General features: G+C 68.2%; 10 protein-coding genes. 5 read left to right on the top strand and 5 right to left on the bottom strand.

Annotated elements, in window-relative coordinates; all coding sequences use genetic code 11:
• Positions 1–32: 32 nt before the first annotated feature.
• Positions 33–2,591: an alpha-glucan family phosphorylase gene (gene glgP / locus U9983_RS08565; protein WP_322753502.1), complete on the top strand. Its 2,559-nt coding sequence runs from the start codon at positions 33–35 to the stop codon at positions 2,589–2,591.
• Positions 2,592–2,645: 54 nt separating this feature from the next.
• On the opposite strand, the gene glgX is transcribed toward glgP, so the two are convergent.
• Positions 2,646–4,910 (bottom strand): glycogen debranching protein GlgX, encoded by a 2,265-nt coding sequence (gene glgX / locus U9983_RS08560; protein WP_322753501.1) that lies wholly within the window; start codon positions 4,908–4,910, stop codon positions 2,646–2,648.
• A gap of 247 nt (positions 4,911–5,157) precedes the next feature.
• Between glgX and U9983_RS08555 the strand changes: the two genes are divergently transcribed.
• Both U9983_RS08555 and U9983_RS08550 read left to right on the top strand, forming a co-directional pair.
• Positions 5,158–5,934, top strand: a complete 777-nt coding sequence (locus U9983_RS08555) for an enoyl-CoA hydratase/isomerase family protein (protein WP_322753500.1) — start codon at positions 5,158–5,160, stop codon at positions 5,932–5,934.
• Between the two features lie 210 nt (positions 5,935–6,144).
• On the top strand, positions 6,145–7,149 hold the full coding sequence (locus U9983_RS08550) for a M48 family metallopeptidase (RefSeq protein ID WP_322753499.1): 1,005 nt from the start codon (positions 6,145–6,147) through the stop codon (positions 7,147–7,149).
• A 104-nt stretch (positions 7,150–7,253) separates the two neighbouring features.
• On the opposite strand, the gene U9983_RS08545 is transcribed toward U9983_RS08550, so the two are convergent.
• Positions 7,254–8,252 carry an endonuclease/exonuclease/phosphatase family protein gene (locus U9983_RS08545; RefSeq protein WP_322753498.1) on the bottom strand — a complete coding sequence of 333 codons (999 nt, stop codon included), beginning with the start codon at positions 8,250–8,252 and terminating at the stop codon, positions 7,254–7,256.
• A gap of 258 nt (positions 8,253–8,510) precedes the next feature.
• Positions 8,511–9,722, bottom strand: a complete 1,212-nt coding sequence (locus U9983_RS08540) for a transcriptional regulator (protein ID WP_416211321.1) — start codon at positions 9,720–9,722, stop codon at positions 8,511–8,513.
• 476 nt (positions 9,723–10,198) lie between these two features.
• Here U9983_RS08540 and U9983_RS08535 point away from each other — a divergent pair, with 476 nt between their 5' ends.
• Positions 10,199–10,984, top strand: a complete 786-nt coding sequence (locus tag U9983_RS08535) for an electron transfer flavoprotein subunit beta/FixA family protein (RefSeq protein WP_322753496.1) — start codon at positions 10,199–10,201, stop codon at positions 10,982–10,984.
• Between the two features lie 13 nt (positions 10,985–10,997).
• On the top strand, positions 10,998–11,957 hold the full coding sequence (locus U9983_RS08530; protein WP_322750175.1) for an electron transfer flavoprotein subunit alpha/FixB family protein: 960 nt from the start codon (positions 10,998–11,000) through the stop codon (positions 11,955–11,957).
• 120 nt (positions 11,958–12,077) lie between these two features.
• Here the strand turns inward: U9983_RS08530 and U9983_RS08525 are convergent, their stop codons facing one another.
• Positions 12,078–12,869 carry a mycofactocin-coupled SDR family oxidoreductase gene (locus U9983_RS08525; protein ID WP_322753522.1) on the bottom strand — a complete coding sequence of 264 codons (792 nt, stop codon included), beginning with the start codon at positions 12,867–12,869 and terminating at the stop codon, positions 12,078–12,080.
• A gap of 14 nt (positions 12,870–12,883) precedes the next feature.
• Positions 12,884–13,582 (bottom strand): mycofactocin biosynthesis peptidyl-dipeptidase MftE (gene mftE, locus U9983_RS08520; protein ID WP_322753495.1); only part of this gene is annotated, 699 nt, incomplete at its 5' end.

Below are 13,582 nucleotides of genomic sequence, written 5' to 3'. Positions count from 1 at the left end.
CGGCGCTCGGCGGTGTCTAGGCTCACAACTTCGTGAGAGCCCTTCGACGCTTCACCGTCCGTGCACAGCTCCCCGAGCAACTCCTCCCGCTCGGCGAGCTTGTGCTGAACCTCCGCTGGTCATGGCACCCGGAGACACTCGATCTTTTTGAGTCCGTTGATCCCGAACTGTGGCGCTCCTGCAAAGGGGATCCGGTTCGCTTGCTCGGCGAGGTCGACCACGAGCGCCTTGAGACCCTGGCAGCTGATCGCCGCTTCATCCGCCGCCTGCACGACGCCGCCGAGGACCTGCAGGAATACCTGACCGCTCCACGCTGGTACCAGGCGCTGCCCGATGCCCCGAGGGCGATCGCCTACTTTTCCCCGGAGTTCGGCATCACCGAGGTGCTGCCCCAGTACTCCGGCGGCCTGGGGATTCTCGCCGGCGACCATCTCAAGACCGCCAGCGATCTCGGGGTGCCGATCGTCGGGGTGGGTCTTCTCTACCGGGCTGGCTATTTCGTGCAGTCGCTGTCCCGGGACGGCTGGCAGCAGGAGCGGTATCCCGGCATCGACCCCCACGGCCTGCCGCTGACCCAACTCATCGATGCCTCGGGCGCTCCGGTCAAAATCGCGATCGGGCTTCCCGAAGGCCGCACCCTGCACGCGCAGATCTGGAAGGCACAGGTCGGGCGGGTGCCGCTGCTCCTGCTCGACTCCGACGTCGAGGACAACCAGCCGGCCGAGCGGGGTGTCACCGACCGGCTCTACGGCGGTGGCACCGACCATCGCCTGCTCCAGGAGATGCTGCTGGGAATCGGCGGGGTTCGGGCGTTGCGGGCCTACTCGGCGGTTTCCGGTGCCCCGACTCCGGAGGTTTTTCACACCAACGAGGGCCACGCGGGTTTCCTCGGCCTGGAGCGCATCCGCGAGCTGACCGAGACCGGCCTGAGCTTCGACGAGGCGTTGGAGGCGGCCCGCGCCGGCACGCTGTTCACGACCCACACTCCGGTGCCCGCGGGAATCGACCGGTTTCCCAGGGACCTGGTGGCCCGTCACTTCGGCGGGGACAACGCCTGGCCGGGCGTGCCCGTCGACCGCGTGCTGGATCTCGGCGCGGAGTCAGACCCGAACATGTTCAACATGGCCCACATGGGCCTGCGGCTGGCTCAGCGCTCCAACGGGGTCAGCAGGCTCCACGGAATCGTCAGCCGCGAGATGTTCTCGGGCCTGTGGCCCGGGTTCGACCCGGCCGAGGTCGCCATCGGTTCGGTCACCAATGGCGTCCATGCCGCCACCTGGGTATCGCGCAGCGTGATCGAACTTGCTGACCGGGAGCTCGGTCCATCTCCCCTCGAGGATGGCGGCGAGGGTTTCGCAAAGATCGCCCAGGTGTCGGACGACGCGGTCTGGTCGATGCGTCGAGAACTGCGTGAACGCCTGGTGACCGAGGTTCGGCGGCGGCTGCGCACGTCGTGGCTGCAGCGTGGCGCCGCACCCAGCGAGCTCGACTGGATCGACGGCGTGTTCGACCCGGCCATCCTGACGATCGGGTTCGCCCGTCGGGTCCCCTCCTACAAGCGTCTCACTCTGATGCTGCGGGACCGGGAACGGCTCACCCGGCTGCTGCGCCACCCGCAGCGCCCGATCCAGATGGTCATCGCCGGCAAGGCGCACCCGGCCGACGACGGCGGCAAGCAGCTCGTCCAGCAGATCGTGCAGTTCGCGGACTCCTCCGAGGTCCGTCATCGCATCGTGTTCCTGCCGGACTACGACATCGGGATGGCGCGTTTCCTCTACTCCGGTGCGGACGTGTGGTTGAACAACCCGCTGCGCCCGCTGGAGGCGTGCGGAACGTCGGGCATGAAGGCCGCGCTCAACGGTTGCCTCAACCTGTCCATCCGGGACGGTTGGTGGGACGAGATGTTCGATGGGCAGAACGGCTGGGCGATCCCCACCGCGGACGGTGTCGAGGACCCCGACCGGCGTGACGACCTCGAGTCGGTCGCCCTGTACGAGCTCCTGGAGAACACGGTCACCGCACGGTTCTACGACGTCGCCGGCGCGGGCGCGCCTCCTCGCCAGTGGACCTCGATGGTCAAGCACACCCTGTCCACGCTCGGCCCGCAGGTGCTCGCCACCCGGATGGTGCGCGAATACGTCGAGCGGTACTACCTGCCCGCCGCGGCCTCTGCGCGGGTGGCCGCGGCCGACGGGCTGCTCGGGGCACGCGAGCTCGCGGGCTGGAAGGCGCGGATCCGCCAGGCATGGCCAGCCGTGCGGGTCGTCAACGTCGACTCGGCCGGGCTCGGTGACACTCCCCAGGTCGGGCAGTCGTTGGTGGTCCGGGCAACTGTCGAGCTCGGTGGCCTGGACCTTGGGGACGTAGAGGTTCAGGCGTCCTATGGTCGCATCGACGAGGCCGACCGGTTGCTCGACTCAGCCACCGTCGGGCTGGCCCACACCGGTGCCGGCGAGGGCGGCGGGCTGCGCTTCGAAGGCACCATCCCGTTGCGGCGGACGGGGGCCTTCGGCTACACCGTCCGGGTGCTTCCGCGACATCCGCAGCTCGCTTCGCCGGCGGAACTCGGGCTCGTGGCGAATCCCGACTGACACTGCCGCCACCGGGTGGGGGGCCCGGTCGCACCCCGGCAGCCCCCCACCCGGTTATCCGGTGGCGCGCAGGAGCAGGACCGCGCGTCCGGTGACGTGGAGCTCCTGATCGGCGTCCAGGTGCCGGGCAGGTCCGTCGAGGGTGCCGGGGAAGCCGGCGAGGTCCTCGGCGGAGGTGTCCAGCAGCAGCTCGTAGGCGTTGGCCCACGGCTCACCCGGCAGGACGACGGCCACCTCACCAGGGTCGGGATGCAGGACGAGCAGGAAGCTGTCGCCGGTAACGGTGGCGCCGTCCGGCGTGCGCCAGGGCAGCGTCCGTCCGGACAGATGGGCCACGACCGTGTGGACCAGTGGTGAGTTCCAGTCGGCGTCCAGCATGATTGTTCCGTCGGCGCGAAACCAGGTGATGTCCGCGAGCGACCCGATGCTGGACGGGCCGCCGTGGAAGAACGCCTGGCGGCGCAGTGTCTGTGACGCCCGCCGCAGCGCCACCAGGCCGCTGACGAGCCCGAGCAGCATCGGATCGTCTCCGGCGGGGTCGGTCGGGGATGACGGGCCGCCGTCGGCCGGTTCGTCCACCGGCCCGTCCACCGGCCCGTCCGCCGGTCCGTCTGTCGGTGCGCCGGTGGGCCAGCGGAGCCAGGAGATCGCGTTGTCCTGGCAGTAGGCATTGTTGTTGCCGTTCTGCGAACGGCCGAACTCGTCCCCGGCGAGCAGCATGGGTACGCCCGCCGACAGCAGCAGCGTCGCGAGTAGCGCGCGGCGGGTGTGGCGCCGGCAGGCCAGCACGTCCGGATCATCGGTCGGGCCCTCCACGCCGCAGTTCGTCGAGTGGTTGAAGCCGTCGCCGTCGCGGTTCCCCTCGCCGTTGGCCTCGTTGTGTTTCTCGGCGTGGGAGACGAGATCGGCCAGGGTGAAGCCGTCGTGTGCGGTCACGAAGTTGACCGAAGCCCACGGCCGCCGGCCCGAGTGCTGGTACAGGTCGCTCGATCCGGTGATCCGGTAACCCAGCTCGGCCACACCGGACGCGCGCTGGGTCCAGGCCGCACGGACGGTGTCGCGGTAGTGGCCGTTCCATTCCACCCATGGCGCGGGGAAGGCGCCGACCTGGTAGCCGCCCCAGCCGACGTCCCATGGCTCGGCGATGAGCTTCACACCTGACAGCAGCGGGTCGGCGTGGATGGCGGTCAGCAGCGGCGCGGCCGGGTCGAATCCGTCGGGGTTGCGGGCGAGCGCGGTTGCCAGGTCGAACCGGTACCCGTCCACACCCATCTCGGTGACCCAGTAGCGCAACGAGTCCATGATCAATTTGATCACGTGCGGGGATGAGGTGTTCAGGGTGTTGCCGCATCCGGTCACATCCCGGTACCGGCGTGGATCACTCGGCTCCACCCGGTAGTACGTGGTGTTGTCCAGCCCGCGCAGCGACAGTGTCGGCCCGCGTTCGCTGCCTTCGGCGGTGTGGTTGAAGACCACATCCAGGATGACCTCGATACCGGCCGCGTGCAGGTCATGGACCATGGCCCGGAACTCGGCCACCGGATTGTCCGTGGCCGCGTAGCCCGGATGCGGGGCGAAGAAGCCCAGGGTGTTGTAGCCCCAGTAGTTGACCAGGCCCCGCTGCGACAGCGCCGGTTCGGAGAGGTTCGCGTGGACGGGCAGCAGCTCGACGGCGGTGACACCGAGGGTACGCAGGTGGTCGATGACCGCCGGGTGTGCCAGCCCCGCGTAGGTGCCCCGCTGGCCGGTCGGGACATCGGGGTGCCCGTGGGTGAACCCCTTCACGTGCAGCTCGTAGAGGACCGTGTCGGGCCAGGGTGTGCCCGGCCGGTTGGCGGCCGGGTCGGTACTGCACGGCCGGGGGTCGACGACCACGCATCGCGGGACGAAGGCCGCGGAGTCGCGCCCGTCCGAGCCGTCCGAGTACGGGTCGGTCTCGTCGAAACCCGAGATCGCTGGATGCAGGACAAGACCGCCGGTCAGCATGCGGGCGTATGGATCGACGAGAAGCTTCGCCGGGTTGTAGCGCAGGCCACGGTCGGGGGCGTACGGCCCGTGTGCGCGCAGACCGTAGCGCTGGCCCGGCCCGACACCAGGCAGGTAGCCGTGCCATACCCCGCCGTCACGTTCAGGTAGCCGGTAGCGATTCTCGATGCCCTGGCCGTCGAACAGGCAGATCTCAACCGCGGCGGCATTGGGGGCTGCCACCGCAACGTTGACACCGGATCCGTCCCAGTGCACGCCGAGCGGGTCGGACGACCCGGGTAGGGCGCGGTGGGACAGATCCACGATGCCTCGGACCGGGGACAGCGTCGTCACGTCCGTCACGGTAGCTGTCGAATGATGCAGGCGCTCGCAGTAGGAGATCACCTCACGTGGCGATCGGAGGCCGGGGTCGATGTCGGACTGTGATCATGACGTATCCGTGAAGATCAGGCGGTTACGGCCTAAGGTGCGTCAGGGGTCCGGAAAGCGCGGCACCGATCCCCGGTACTGATCCGAAGTAGTGGTCCGCAGGAGCGATTCGCGGTAGTGATCCGCGGTGGTGAGCTGAGGAGGTCGGCCGGTGGCGGTCGTGCACTTTGAGGTCGACAACGCAATAGGCACGATCAGGTTGGACCGGCCTCCGATGAACGCGATTGACAGCCAGCTCACCGGCGAGCTGAGGGTGGCAGCGGCGCAGGCGGCGGCCCGTTCCGACGTTCGGGCCGTCGTGCTCTACGGCGGTCCCAAGGTGTTCGCGGCCGGAGCCGACATCAAGGAAATGACCCCGATGGGCTACGCCGAGATCCTGGCGTGGGTCAGTGAACTCACCGCAACCTTCGAGCAGGTGGCCCGTATCCCCAAGCCCGTGGTCGCCGCGGTGACCGGATACGCCCTCGGTGGCGGGCTGGAGCTCGCCCTGTGTGCCGACTTCCGGGTTTTCGGTGACGACGCCAAGGTCGGGCTGCCCGAGATCCTGCTCGGAGTCATCCCAGGCGCGGGCGGGACGCAGCGGCTGCCCCGGCTGATCGGCGCAGCCAGGGCCAAGGACCTGATATTCACGGGTCGCCAGGTGCGCGCACCCGAGGCCAAGGAGATCGGTCTCGCCGACCGGGTGGTGGCCCCGGACGACGTCTACGCCGAGGCTCTGCGCCTGGCCGGCCGGTTCACGCAGGGGCCGTCGCTGGCGCTGCGGGCGGCCAAGGTGGCGATCGACGACGGTTTGGACGTTGGACTGTCCGACGGGCTACGGCTGGAGACCGCGGTGTTCACCGGGCTGTTCGGGACCGAGGATAAGCGCATCGGCATGGAGTCCTTTGCCGAGCGGGGCCCGGGCAAGGCGGACTTCGTCGGCCGTTGACGGTGACCGGTTGCCGACGCTCACCTGCCGACGCTGACCTGCCGACGCTCATCGTTGCCGGTCGGGTGTGGCGGGTCCGGTGTCGCGCAGGTGACGTCCTCGCGTTCGAGCGTAGGGCTGTCGTGGGGCGACGGGGCGCTCTACTATGACGCCTGACATCCCGCTTCGGTCGACAATGCGACCGGGGACGGGCGCCACGAGAGGTGGGGGATGGCCGAAGCCGACGAGGTTGTCAGCATCCGGAAGCCGTCGGTGAACGCCGTTCCAGACAGTGGACGGATTCGCCTGCCAGGGCTCGATCCGGACGCGTTCCGACATCCGCTTGACCGGCGGGCCACCCGTACGTTGAAGCGCCTTCCCGGGTTCGACCGGGTCGTGGCCAAATACATCGAATGGGGTGTCGAACGTACCCAGTACGTGGAGAATACGGCATCGAGCGTGAAGGTCGGTCCCCGCCAATTTCCGGGGATCCACGCCATACTGCGCGAGACGTGCGCGATTTTGGACGTTCCAGAGCCTGAGCTCTACATCCGGCGTGGGCCGGTCGATGCCTATACGGCCGGGCACAACCATCCGTACATCGTGCTTTTCACCGATCTCATCGAGATCATGGATGACGATGAGCTGCTGGCCGTGCTCGGGCATGAAATCGGGCACGTCAAATGCGGTCACGTTCTATACGGGACCATGGCACGAATTGTCAGCGGGGCGATGGGCGCGGGAGTGGCCCGGCGGTCGAACGCCGTTGTCAACAACATCGCGGCCTTCGGCCTCGGGGCGGGGCTCGCGGCCTGGTCGCGCAAGGCGGAGCTGACCGCAGACCGGGCAGCGATGCTCGCGGTCCAGGATCCCGATCCATGCGTGCGGATGATGATGAAGCTGGCCGGCGGGGCGACCCGCTGGCTGGACCAGATGAACCCCGCCGCTTTTCTTGAGCAGGCGCGGTTGCTTGACGACATGGCCGAGCAGAGCAGGCTGACCCGGTTTCACCGCATGCGGATCCGGACCACCGGATCCCACCCACTCACGGTCGAGCGCGCCCGCTTTTTTGACCAGTGGCTGCGCGAGGACGAGCCCAGGAGGATCCTCGATGGGATCTATGCGGTGCGGGCCGGTAGTCGTGCATGCCTGACCTGCGTGAAGCCGGCGCGGCCGACCGAGAACTTCTGCACGGCCTGCGGAACCGGACTCGCGGTCTGGACCACCTCTGCCTAGCAGGACAGGGCGGGGTGCTGCCGAACGATGTGAATCCGGTGTTGCTCCCATCGCATCAGGTTCACATCGTTCGATGTGATGATCTCCCGGAACGGGTGCCGGAGTCAGCGCAGGGCGAGATCGACGATGAGGGGCTTGTGGTCGCTACCGAACGCCGCGCCCACCTGGTAGCCGGTGACGGCGAACTGCGGCGAGGCCAGGACGTGGTCGATGCGCAGCAGCGGCGGCAGCACCAGGTGGTTCGCGTTCCAGGTGGGTGTCCAGCCGGCACCGACCACGTCGTGGGCATCGCGAAGATGATCATTTAGCAGGCGTTGGAACGGTCGGTGGTCGCGGGTGGCGTTGAAGTCGCCTGCGAGCACCACCGGGATGGGCGTGCGGGCGACGTCGGCCCGCAGGTTGTCCAGTTGGCTGCGCCACCGAGGGGCGGAGCCGCCGTTGATCGGCGCGACCGTGTGGACAGCGAAAAGGCGGAACTGATGCGCCGCGTCCACCTGCACCGTCATCCGCAGTGACGGCAGGTCTGCAACCGACCGCAGCTCCGGCTCGACCAACGGAAAACGGGAGAACACCGCGATTCCGAACGGATTCGGCTGGGAACGGACATTCTGGTAAGGGAAAGCTGCCAGCGCCCCGGACTTCTCGACCGCAGCCAGGGTAAGGGGGGTGGCCTCCTCCAGAACGAGGATGTCGGGTCCCTCCGCGCGGATCTGGGTACCCAGCCGTCCGGCGTTCTCGTTCGTGTACAGCAGGTTCGCACTCATCATCCGCACTTTCACCGAGCCGGCGGGAGCGCTTTCGGGCTTCCCCGGCCAGAGCTCGGGTACGGTCCAGTACAGGTGGGCGATGATGACCAGCGTTGAGACGATCAACAGCCGGTTGCGTCGCAATGCGAAACTGACGGCCAACACCACATAGGCCGGCAGGAATTCGACCGGGGTGAAGGCGTTGATCCCCGAGTAGGGCCAGCTCAGCGCGTCATCCAGATGGAGGCCGCGGCCCAGCGTGATGACCCCGAGGCTGCCGACTGCCAGCCAGGAAAAAAAGATTACCAGAGTCCGCGGCGGAATCACCCCGGCGGCGCCGCGCTTCGATGGCACCACGTGGTCGTCGTCTTCGGGGTACACGGGCAGGTCAGAGCCGGTGTCCGAGTGCGGGGTCATGTTCATAGACTGCCGGCCGGGAGGTTCGTGGCCGGCGGCGGGGCCGACGGAGCGCTTTCAGTCATCGCCAGCCGGTCATCGCCAGCCGACAGGCGCGGCCGCGGCCGGCGTACGTCACAGGCACCGGCCGGCCGGCGTACCCGGCCGCGCCGGCCGGCCGCGTTGTATGTACCTGGCCGCGTTATGTACCCGGCCGCGTTATGCCACCGCCACCTCGGTGTGGCTCTCCGTGCGGGCGATCAGCGGTGCCGAGCGCGCCCGCAACTCCCGGACTGCGACGACATCGTCATGCCGGCTCAACCGGCGGTCAACCTCACGCAACTTGTCGGTGATCCGCGCCGAATCCAACTGGCCGGCGAGGTCAATCGCGCGGCTCGCCGCGTCCAGCGCGGCTTCGATGTCCGGGCCGTGCTGGCGCAGATACGACAGCGCGAGATCCGCCTCGGCATAGCTGCGGGTCCGGGTCCGGGAAGCAGGCGGGCGGGAACGGGATTCCAGCAGCAGGGGTTCGGCCGCCTTCGCCTTGCCGAGCAACAGAAAACAGTGGCCCTTGCATTCGGCCACGTCCACTTCGTCGTAGTGGGAGGCCCATTGTGGACCGTCACCAGGCTTCGCGCGTTCGAGTTCGTCCTCCATGTCGATCAGCGCCTGGCTACAGCCGGGCTCGTCGCCCATGCGGCCCAGTGCCCAGGCGTGTTTGTCGTGCAGCATCGCCCGGACCGTGGGAGACGCCGAGCCGTGGGAACGGTCGATGGCGGCCTTCGCCATGGCCAGGCTCTGCCGGTACTGACCGAGGCGGCCGGCCTGGTCGCTCATGGCGGACAGGATCCGGCTGGCGAGCATCGTGTCCCCGCTGTGTTCCGCGAGGCCCAGCGCTTGGATGTAGTAGCGCTGGGCAAGTGCCTGGCGGTCGCAATCCTGAGCGAGCCAGCCACTGAACTGGGTCAGTTCGGCGAGCGAGCTGAACAGGTCCGGCGTGTGGCGGTTCTCCAGCGCCGCTCTCGCGCGGTCGTGTAGGAAGGCGACCACCTGTCCGCGAATCTCGGCGCCGCCGTAGCGGGCGTCGAGCTTGCGGAAGGTCTCGGTCATATCTCTGATCATGGAGGCGGTCGGTACCGGAGGTACGATCTCGTCCCGGCTGATCGTTTCGACGACTCCGGTGAGGCTCGCCAGCACGGGGTCGGCGAAGGCGGCGGCGACGAAGACCGCTCCGTCGTATAAGAGGTCGCGTCTGCGCATATCTCGCCCCGAGAGTCCGGCAATAGTCCGAAGAGTGCCCGAGGGCTTTTCGGCTACGGCGAGCCCGAAGTCGTCGCCGTGATAGGCCTCGCCGCGCCAACCGAGATCGGATGGCGCGATGGGGTAGCCGACCAGCATCGACATCTCGGCGGCGGCGAGCTCAGCCACCATGGGGTCACGGGGGCGCATTCCGCGACGCCAGTGCCCTACCGTGGTACGCGCAAGACCGAGATCAACGTTTCGTTGTCGGCGCGCGCGTTCGTTGACCTGTCGGGCGAAGCGAGTGTCTGAGACGGACGCTTCGGCAAGTAACCGTCCGAATAGAGTTTGACGCGGTCCGCAGTTGATCGTTTCTTGATCGGCCGACGATTGTTGTCTGTTCATTGAGCCCCCGTAGCTCATTACGTGATATTTCATGATGCAATGGCCAGACGATGTGTTGCGAGACACAACGTAGTGGAGCTGTCACAATGATGGAAGGGGGCGTGCAGACGCGCGTGCGAATGCACGCACCAGGAGCCTGGCGTGCAGGATGGGTCGAGTGCGACCTGGGTCACGTCGACGATCATTGAGCGTGTCAACGACGCAGGTGCGACCATGTCAAGAGCAATGAAGACCCATGAATGTGGCTACGGAGGCCCCGAGGCGTGAACATCGTCGTCACCGTCAAGCAGGTTCCGGATACCTGGGCGGAGAAGAAGCTCGATCCCACAACCAGGACGACGGATCGCAAGAGCGTCGACAACGTCATGAACGAAATGGACGAGTACGGGGTCGAGGAGGCCCTGAAGATCAAAGAGGCTCATGGTGGCGAGGTGACGGTGGTCACCATGGGTCCCGAGAAGGCCTTGGAAACCGTGCGTAAGGCACTGTCGATGGGCGCGGACAAGGCCGTCCATATCACCGACGAGGCGCTGGCCGGCTCCGATGCCCTGCAGACGTCCGCTGCGCTCGCGAAGGTTATTTCAACGCTTTCGCCTGATATTGTTATCACCGCTACTGAGGCGTCCGATGCCCGAGGCGGTGTGCTGGGTGCGCTGCTTGCCGAGCGGCTCGGATTCCCGCAGCTGACCCAGGCCCGTAAGGTGACCGTCGACCCGGGCGCCGGCACAGTGCGGATCGAACGGCTGGCTGACAACGGCTACTTCCTCGTGGAAGCGTCCACACCTGTGGTTGTCGGGGTTGTCGAGAAGATCAATCAGCCGCGTTATCCGTCGTTCAAGGGCATCATGGCGGCGAAGAAGAAGCCGCTGACCACTCTGTCCGTCGCGGACGCGGGCCTGGATGCTGGCACGGTGGGCCTCGCCAACGCTGCGTCGACGGTGCTGGACGCTCAGGCCGCTCCGCCCCGTCAGAGCGGAACGATCGTCAAGGACGAGGGCGACGGTGGCACCAGGGCCGCTGAGTTCCTCGCCGCGCAGAAGCTGATCTGAGGGGTCTTGTCCGATGGCTGAGGTTCTAGTTCTCGTCGAGCATGCAGACGGCGAGCCGAAAAAAGTCACCGCCGAGCTGCTGACGCTCGCCCGGTCGCTGGGTGAGGCGTCCGCGGTCTTCCTCGGCGCGCCCGGAACGTACGCGAAAGCCAAGGACTTCCTGGCTCAGTACGGAGCGTCCACGGTCTACGTCGTCGAGTCCGAGGACGTCACCGACTACGTGGTGGCCCCGGTGGCTGAGGTCCTGGCCAAGCTGGTGACCGACAGGTCTCCGGTAGCGGTCCTGACCGCGGCCACCCCGGATGCCAGGGAAGCCGCCGCGCGCACGGCGGCCAAGACCGGGTCGGGCCTGATCTGGGACGCGGTCGGCCTCACGCCGGACCTGGCCGCTACCCAAGGCATCTTCGGTGGCTCCACGATCGTCACCTCGAAGGTCACCAAGGGGACGCCGGTCTTCGCGGTGCGGCCGAACACGACCCCACCGGTGGCTGCCCCGGGTACGCCGACCGAGGAGAAGGTCGACATCACGATCTCGGACTCCGCCAGGTCGGCGAAGATCCTTGACCGGGTTGTTGAGGCCAAGTCGGGTCGCCCCGACCTCACCGAGGCGCAGATCGTCGTCTCCGGCGGCCGCGGTCTGGGCGCCGCCGAGCACTTCGCCCTCGTCGAGAAGTTGGCGGACACGCTCGGCGCCGCGGTGGGGGCGTCCCGTGCGGCAACTGACGCCGGCTGGTATCCCCACCAGAACCAGGTCGGGCAGACCGGAAAGACGGTGTCGCCGCAGCTCTACATCGCGGTCGGCATCTCCGGGGCGATTCAGCACCGGGCCGGAATGCAGACGTCCAAGATGATCGTTGCGATCAACAAGGATCCGGAAGCGCCGATCTTCGAATTCGCCGACTACGGCATCGTGGGCGACCTTTTCAACGTCGTCCCGCAGCTCACCGACGCGATCGAGAAGCACAAGGCGTAAGAGCGTATCCCTGGGTAGGTGGCAGCGGTCGCCACAGCGACCGTTGCCACCTACTGTTCGGACGAATGTCGTCCAGCGGTAGGTGGCTTTCGTTGCCATAGCGACCGCTTCCACCGACCGCTAGCCGGTGAAGCCGGCGTCCACCGGCACGACAGCCCCGGTCAGTGCTCCGGCGGCGGGCGAGCACAGCCATGCGACCGCCTCCGCCACCTCGGCCGGGTCGAGGATGCGTCGTTGGAAGGCATGCCGGGCGAACTCGTCGACCCCGTCCAGGTCGTAGACCCGGGCCGTTTCGGCGAGCATCGTCGTGTCCATCGATCCCGGGCACACGACGTTGGCGGTCACCGCCGTGCCGGCCAGGTCCGCGGCCAGACTGCGGACCAGCCCGATGACGCCGTGCTTGGCCGCGCAGTACGCCGCCAGGCGTGCCAGCGGGCGGGTTCCGGCGGCCGAGGAAACCGCCACGAACCGGCCGGCCGGTGCCGCCAGCAGCGCCGGGACGGCCGCGCGGACCAGGTGGAACACACCGTCGAGATCGACGGCCTGCAGCATCCGCCAGGTCTGGTCGTCGGTCTCCCAGACCGGTGGCCCACCCGCGATCACCCCGGCGACCGCGATCGCGGCGTCGAGGCGTCCGAACCGGTCGAGGGCTGTCGCAACCGCGGCGTCGAGGTCGGTCTGGACCCGGACGTCGGCCCGCACGGCCACCGCCTCGGCGCAACCCGCAGCGACTTTCGCGAGATCCTCCCAGGCGGCGTACGGGTATCCGCCGTCCGTGGGAGCGGCCGGGCCGGCGGCACCGGTCGCGATGTCGGTGAGGACCAGTCGGTAGCCACGCTCGTCCAGGGCTGCCGCGACCGCGGCACCCAGACCTCGGGCCGCGCCGGTCACCACGGCGACCGGACTTCCCATCCCCGGGTCTTCCGTCACCGGTTCTCCTGCGGTCGGTTCTCGTCCCGGCGGCTTTCATCCCAGCGCGCGACGGCCGTGACCAGGTCGTCCACATAGGCGCGCAGTAGAAGCGCACCTTCGCCCGGCGACGCTCCGGTCGGGTCACCCAGCACACCCGAGGGGCTCAGCGACCCGACCCCACGGCGGATCAGCTCGGCGAGCGGCGGCGACGGTCCGGCGACGGCCCGGTCGAGACGTACCAGGCCGGGCGCCAGGTGCAGCATGAGGGACGTCTCGATTCGTCCCGCGTGCAGGTCCGTGTCGCCGGCCGGTATCCCGAGATCGGTGGCACGAGCCGACCGCGGTGCCCAGGCGAGCACGTGGCGTCCCTCCGAGCGCAGCAGCGTGACCGCTTCCCGCAGGGCCGGGGCGTTGCCGCCGTGCCCGTTCACGAACACCACGCCGGACGCCGTGATGTCGGCGGAGCGGGCGATTTCAACGGCGGCCAGCGCGAGGACGCGGTTGCCCAGCGACAGTGTCCCGGGGAAGTCCGCGTGTTCGCCGCTCGCGCCGTAGGCCAGGGCCGGGGCTGCAAGGACACCGGGCAGTCGCGAGGCCAACCCGTCCGCGAGCGCCCGCGCGATCCGGGTGTCGGTGTCGAGCGGCAGGTGCGGTCCGTGCTGTTCGGTGCTTCCCAGCGGCACGGCGACCAGTGGTGACTGGTCGCGAAGCTC

It is taken from the genome of Protofrankia sp. Cas3, from assembly GCF_963555955.1.
Lineage (GTDB): Bacteria > Actinomycetota > Actinomycetes > Frankiales > Frankiaceae > Protofrankia.
The sequence above is the reverse complement of the archived record's forward strand: the minus strand, read 5'-3'. Positions and strand labels throughout refer to the sequence as shown.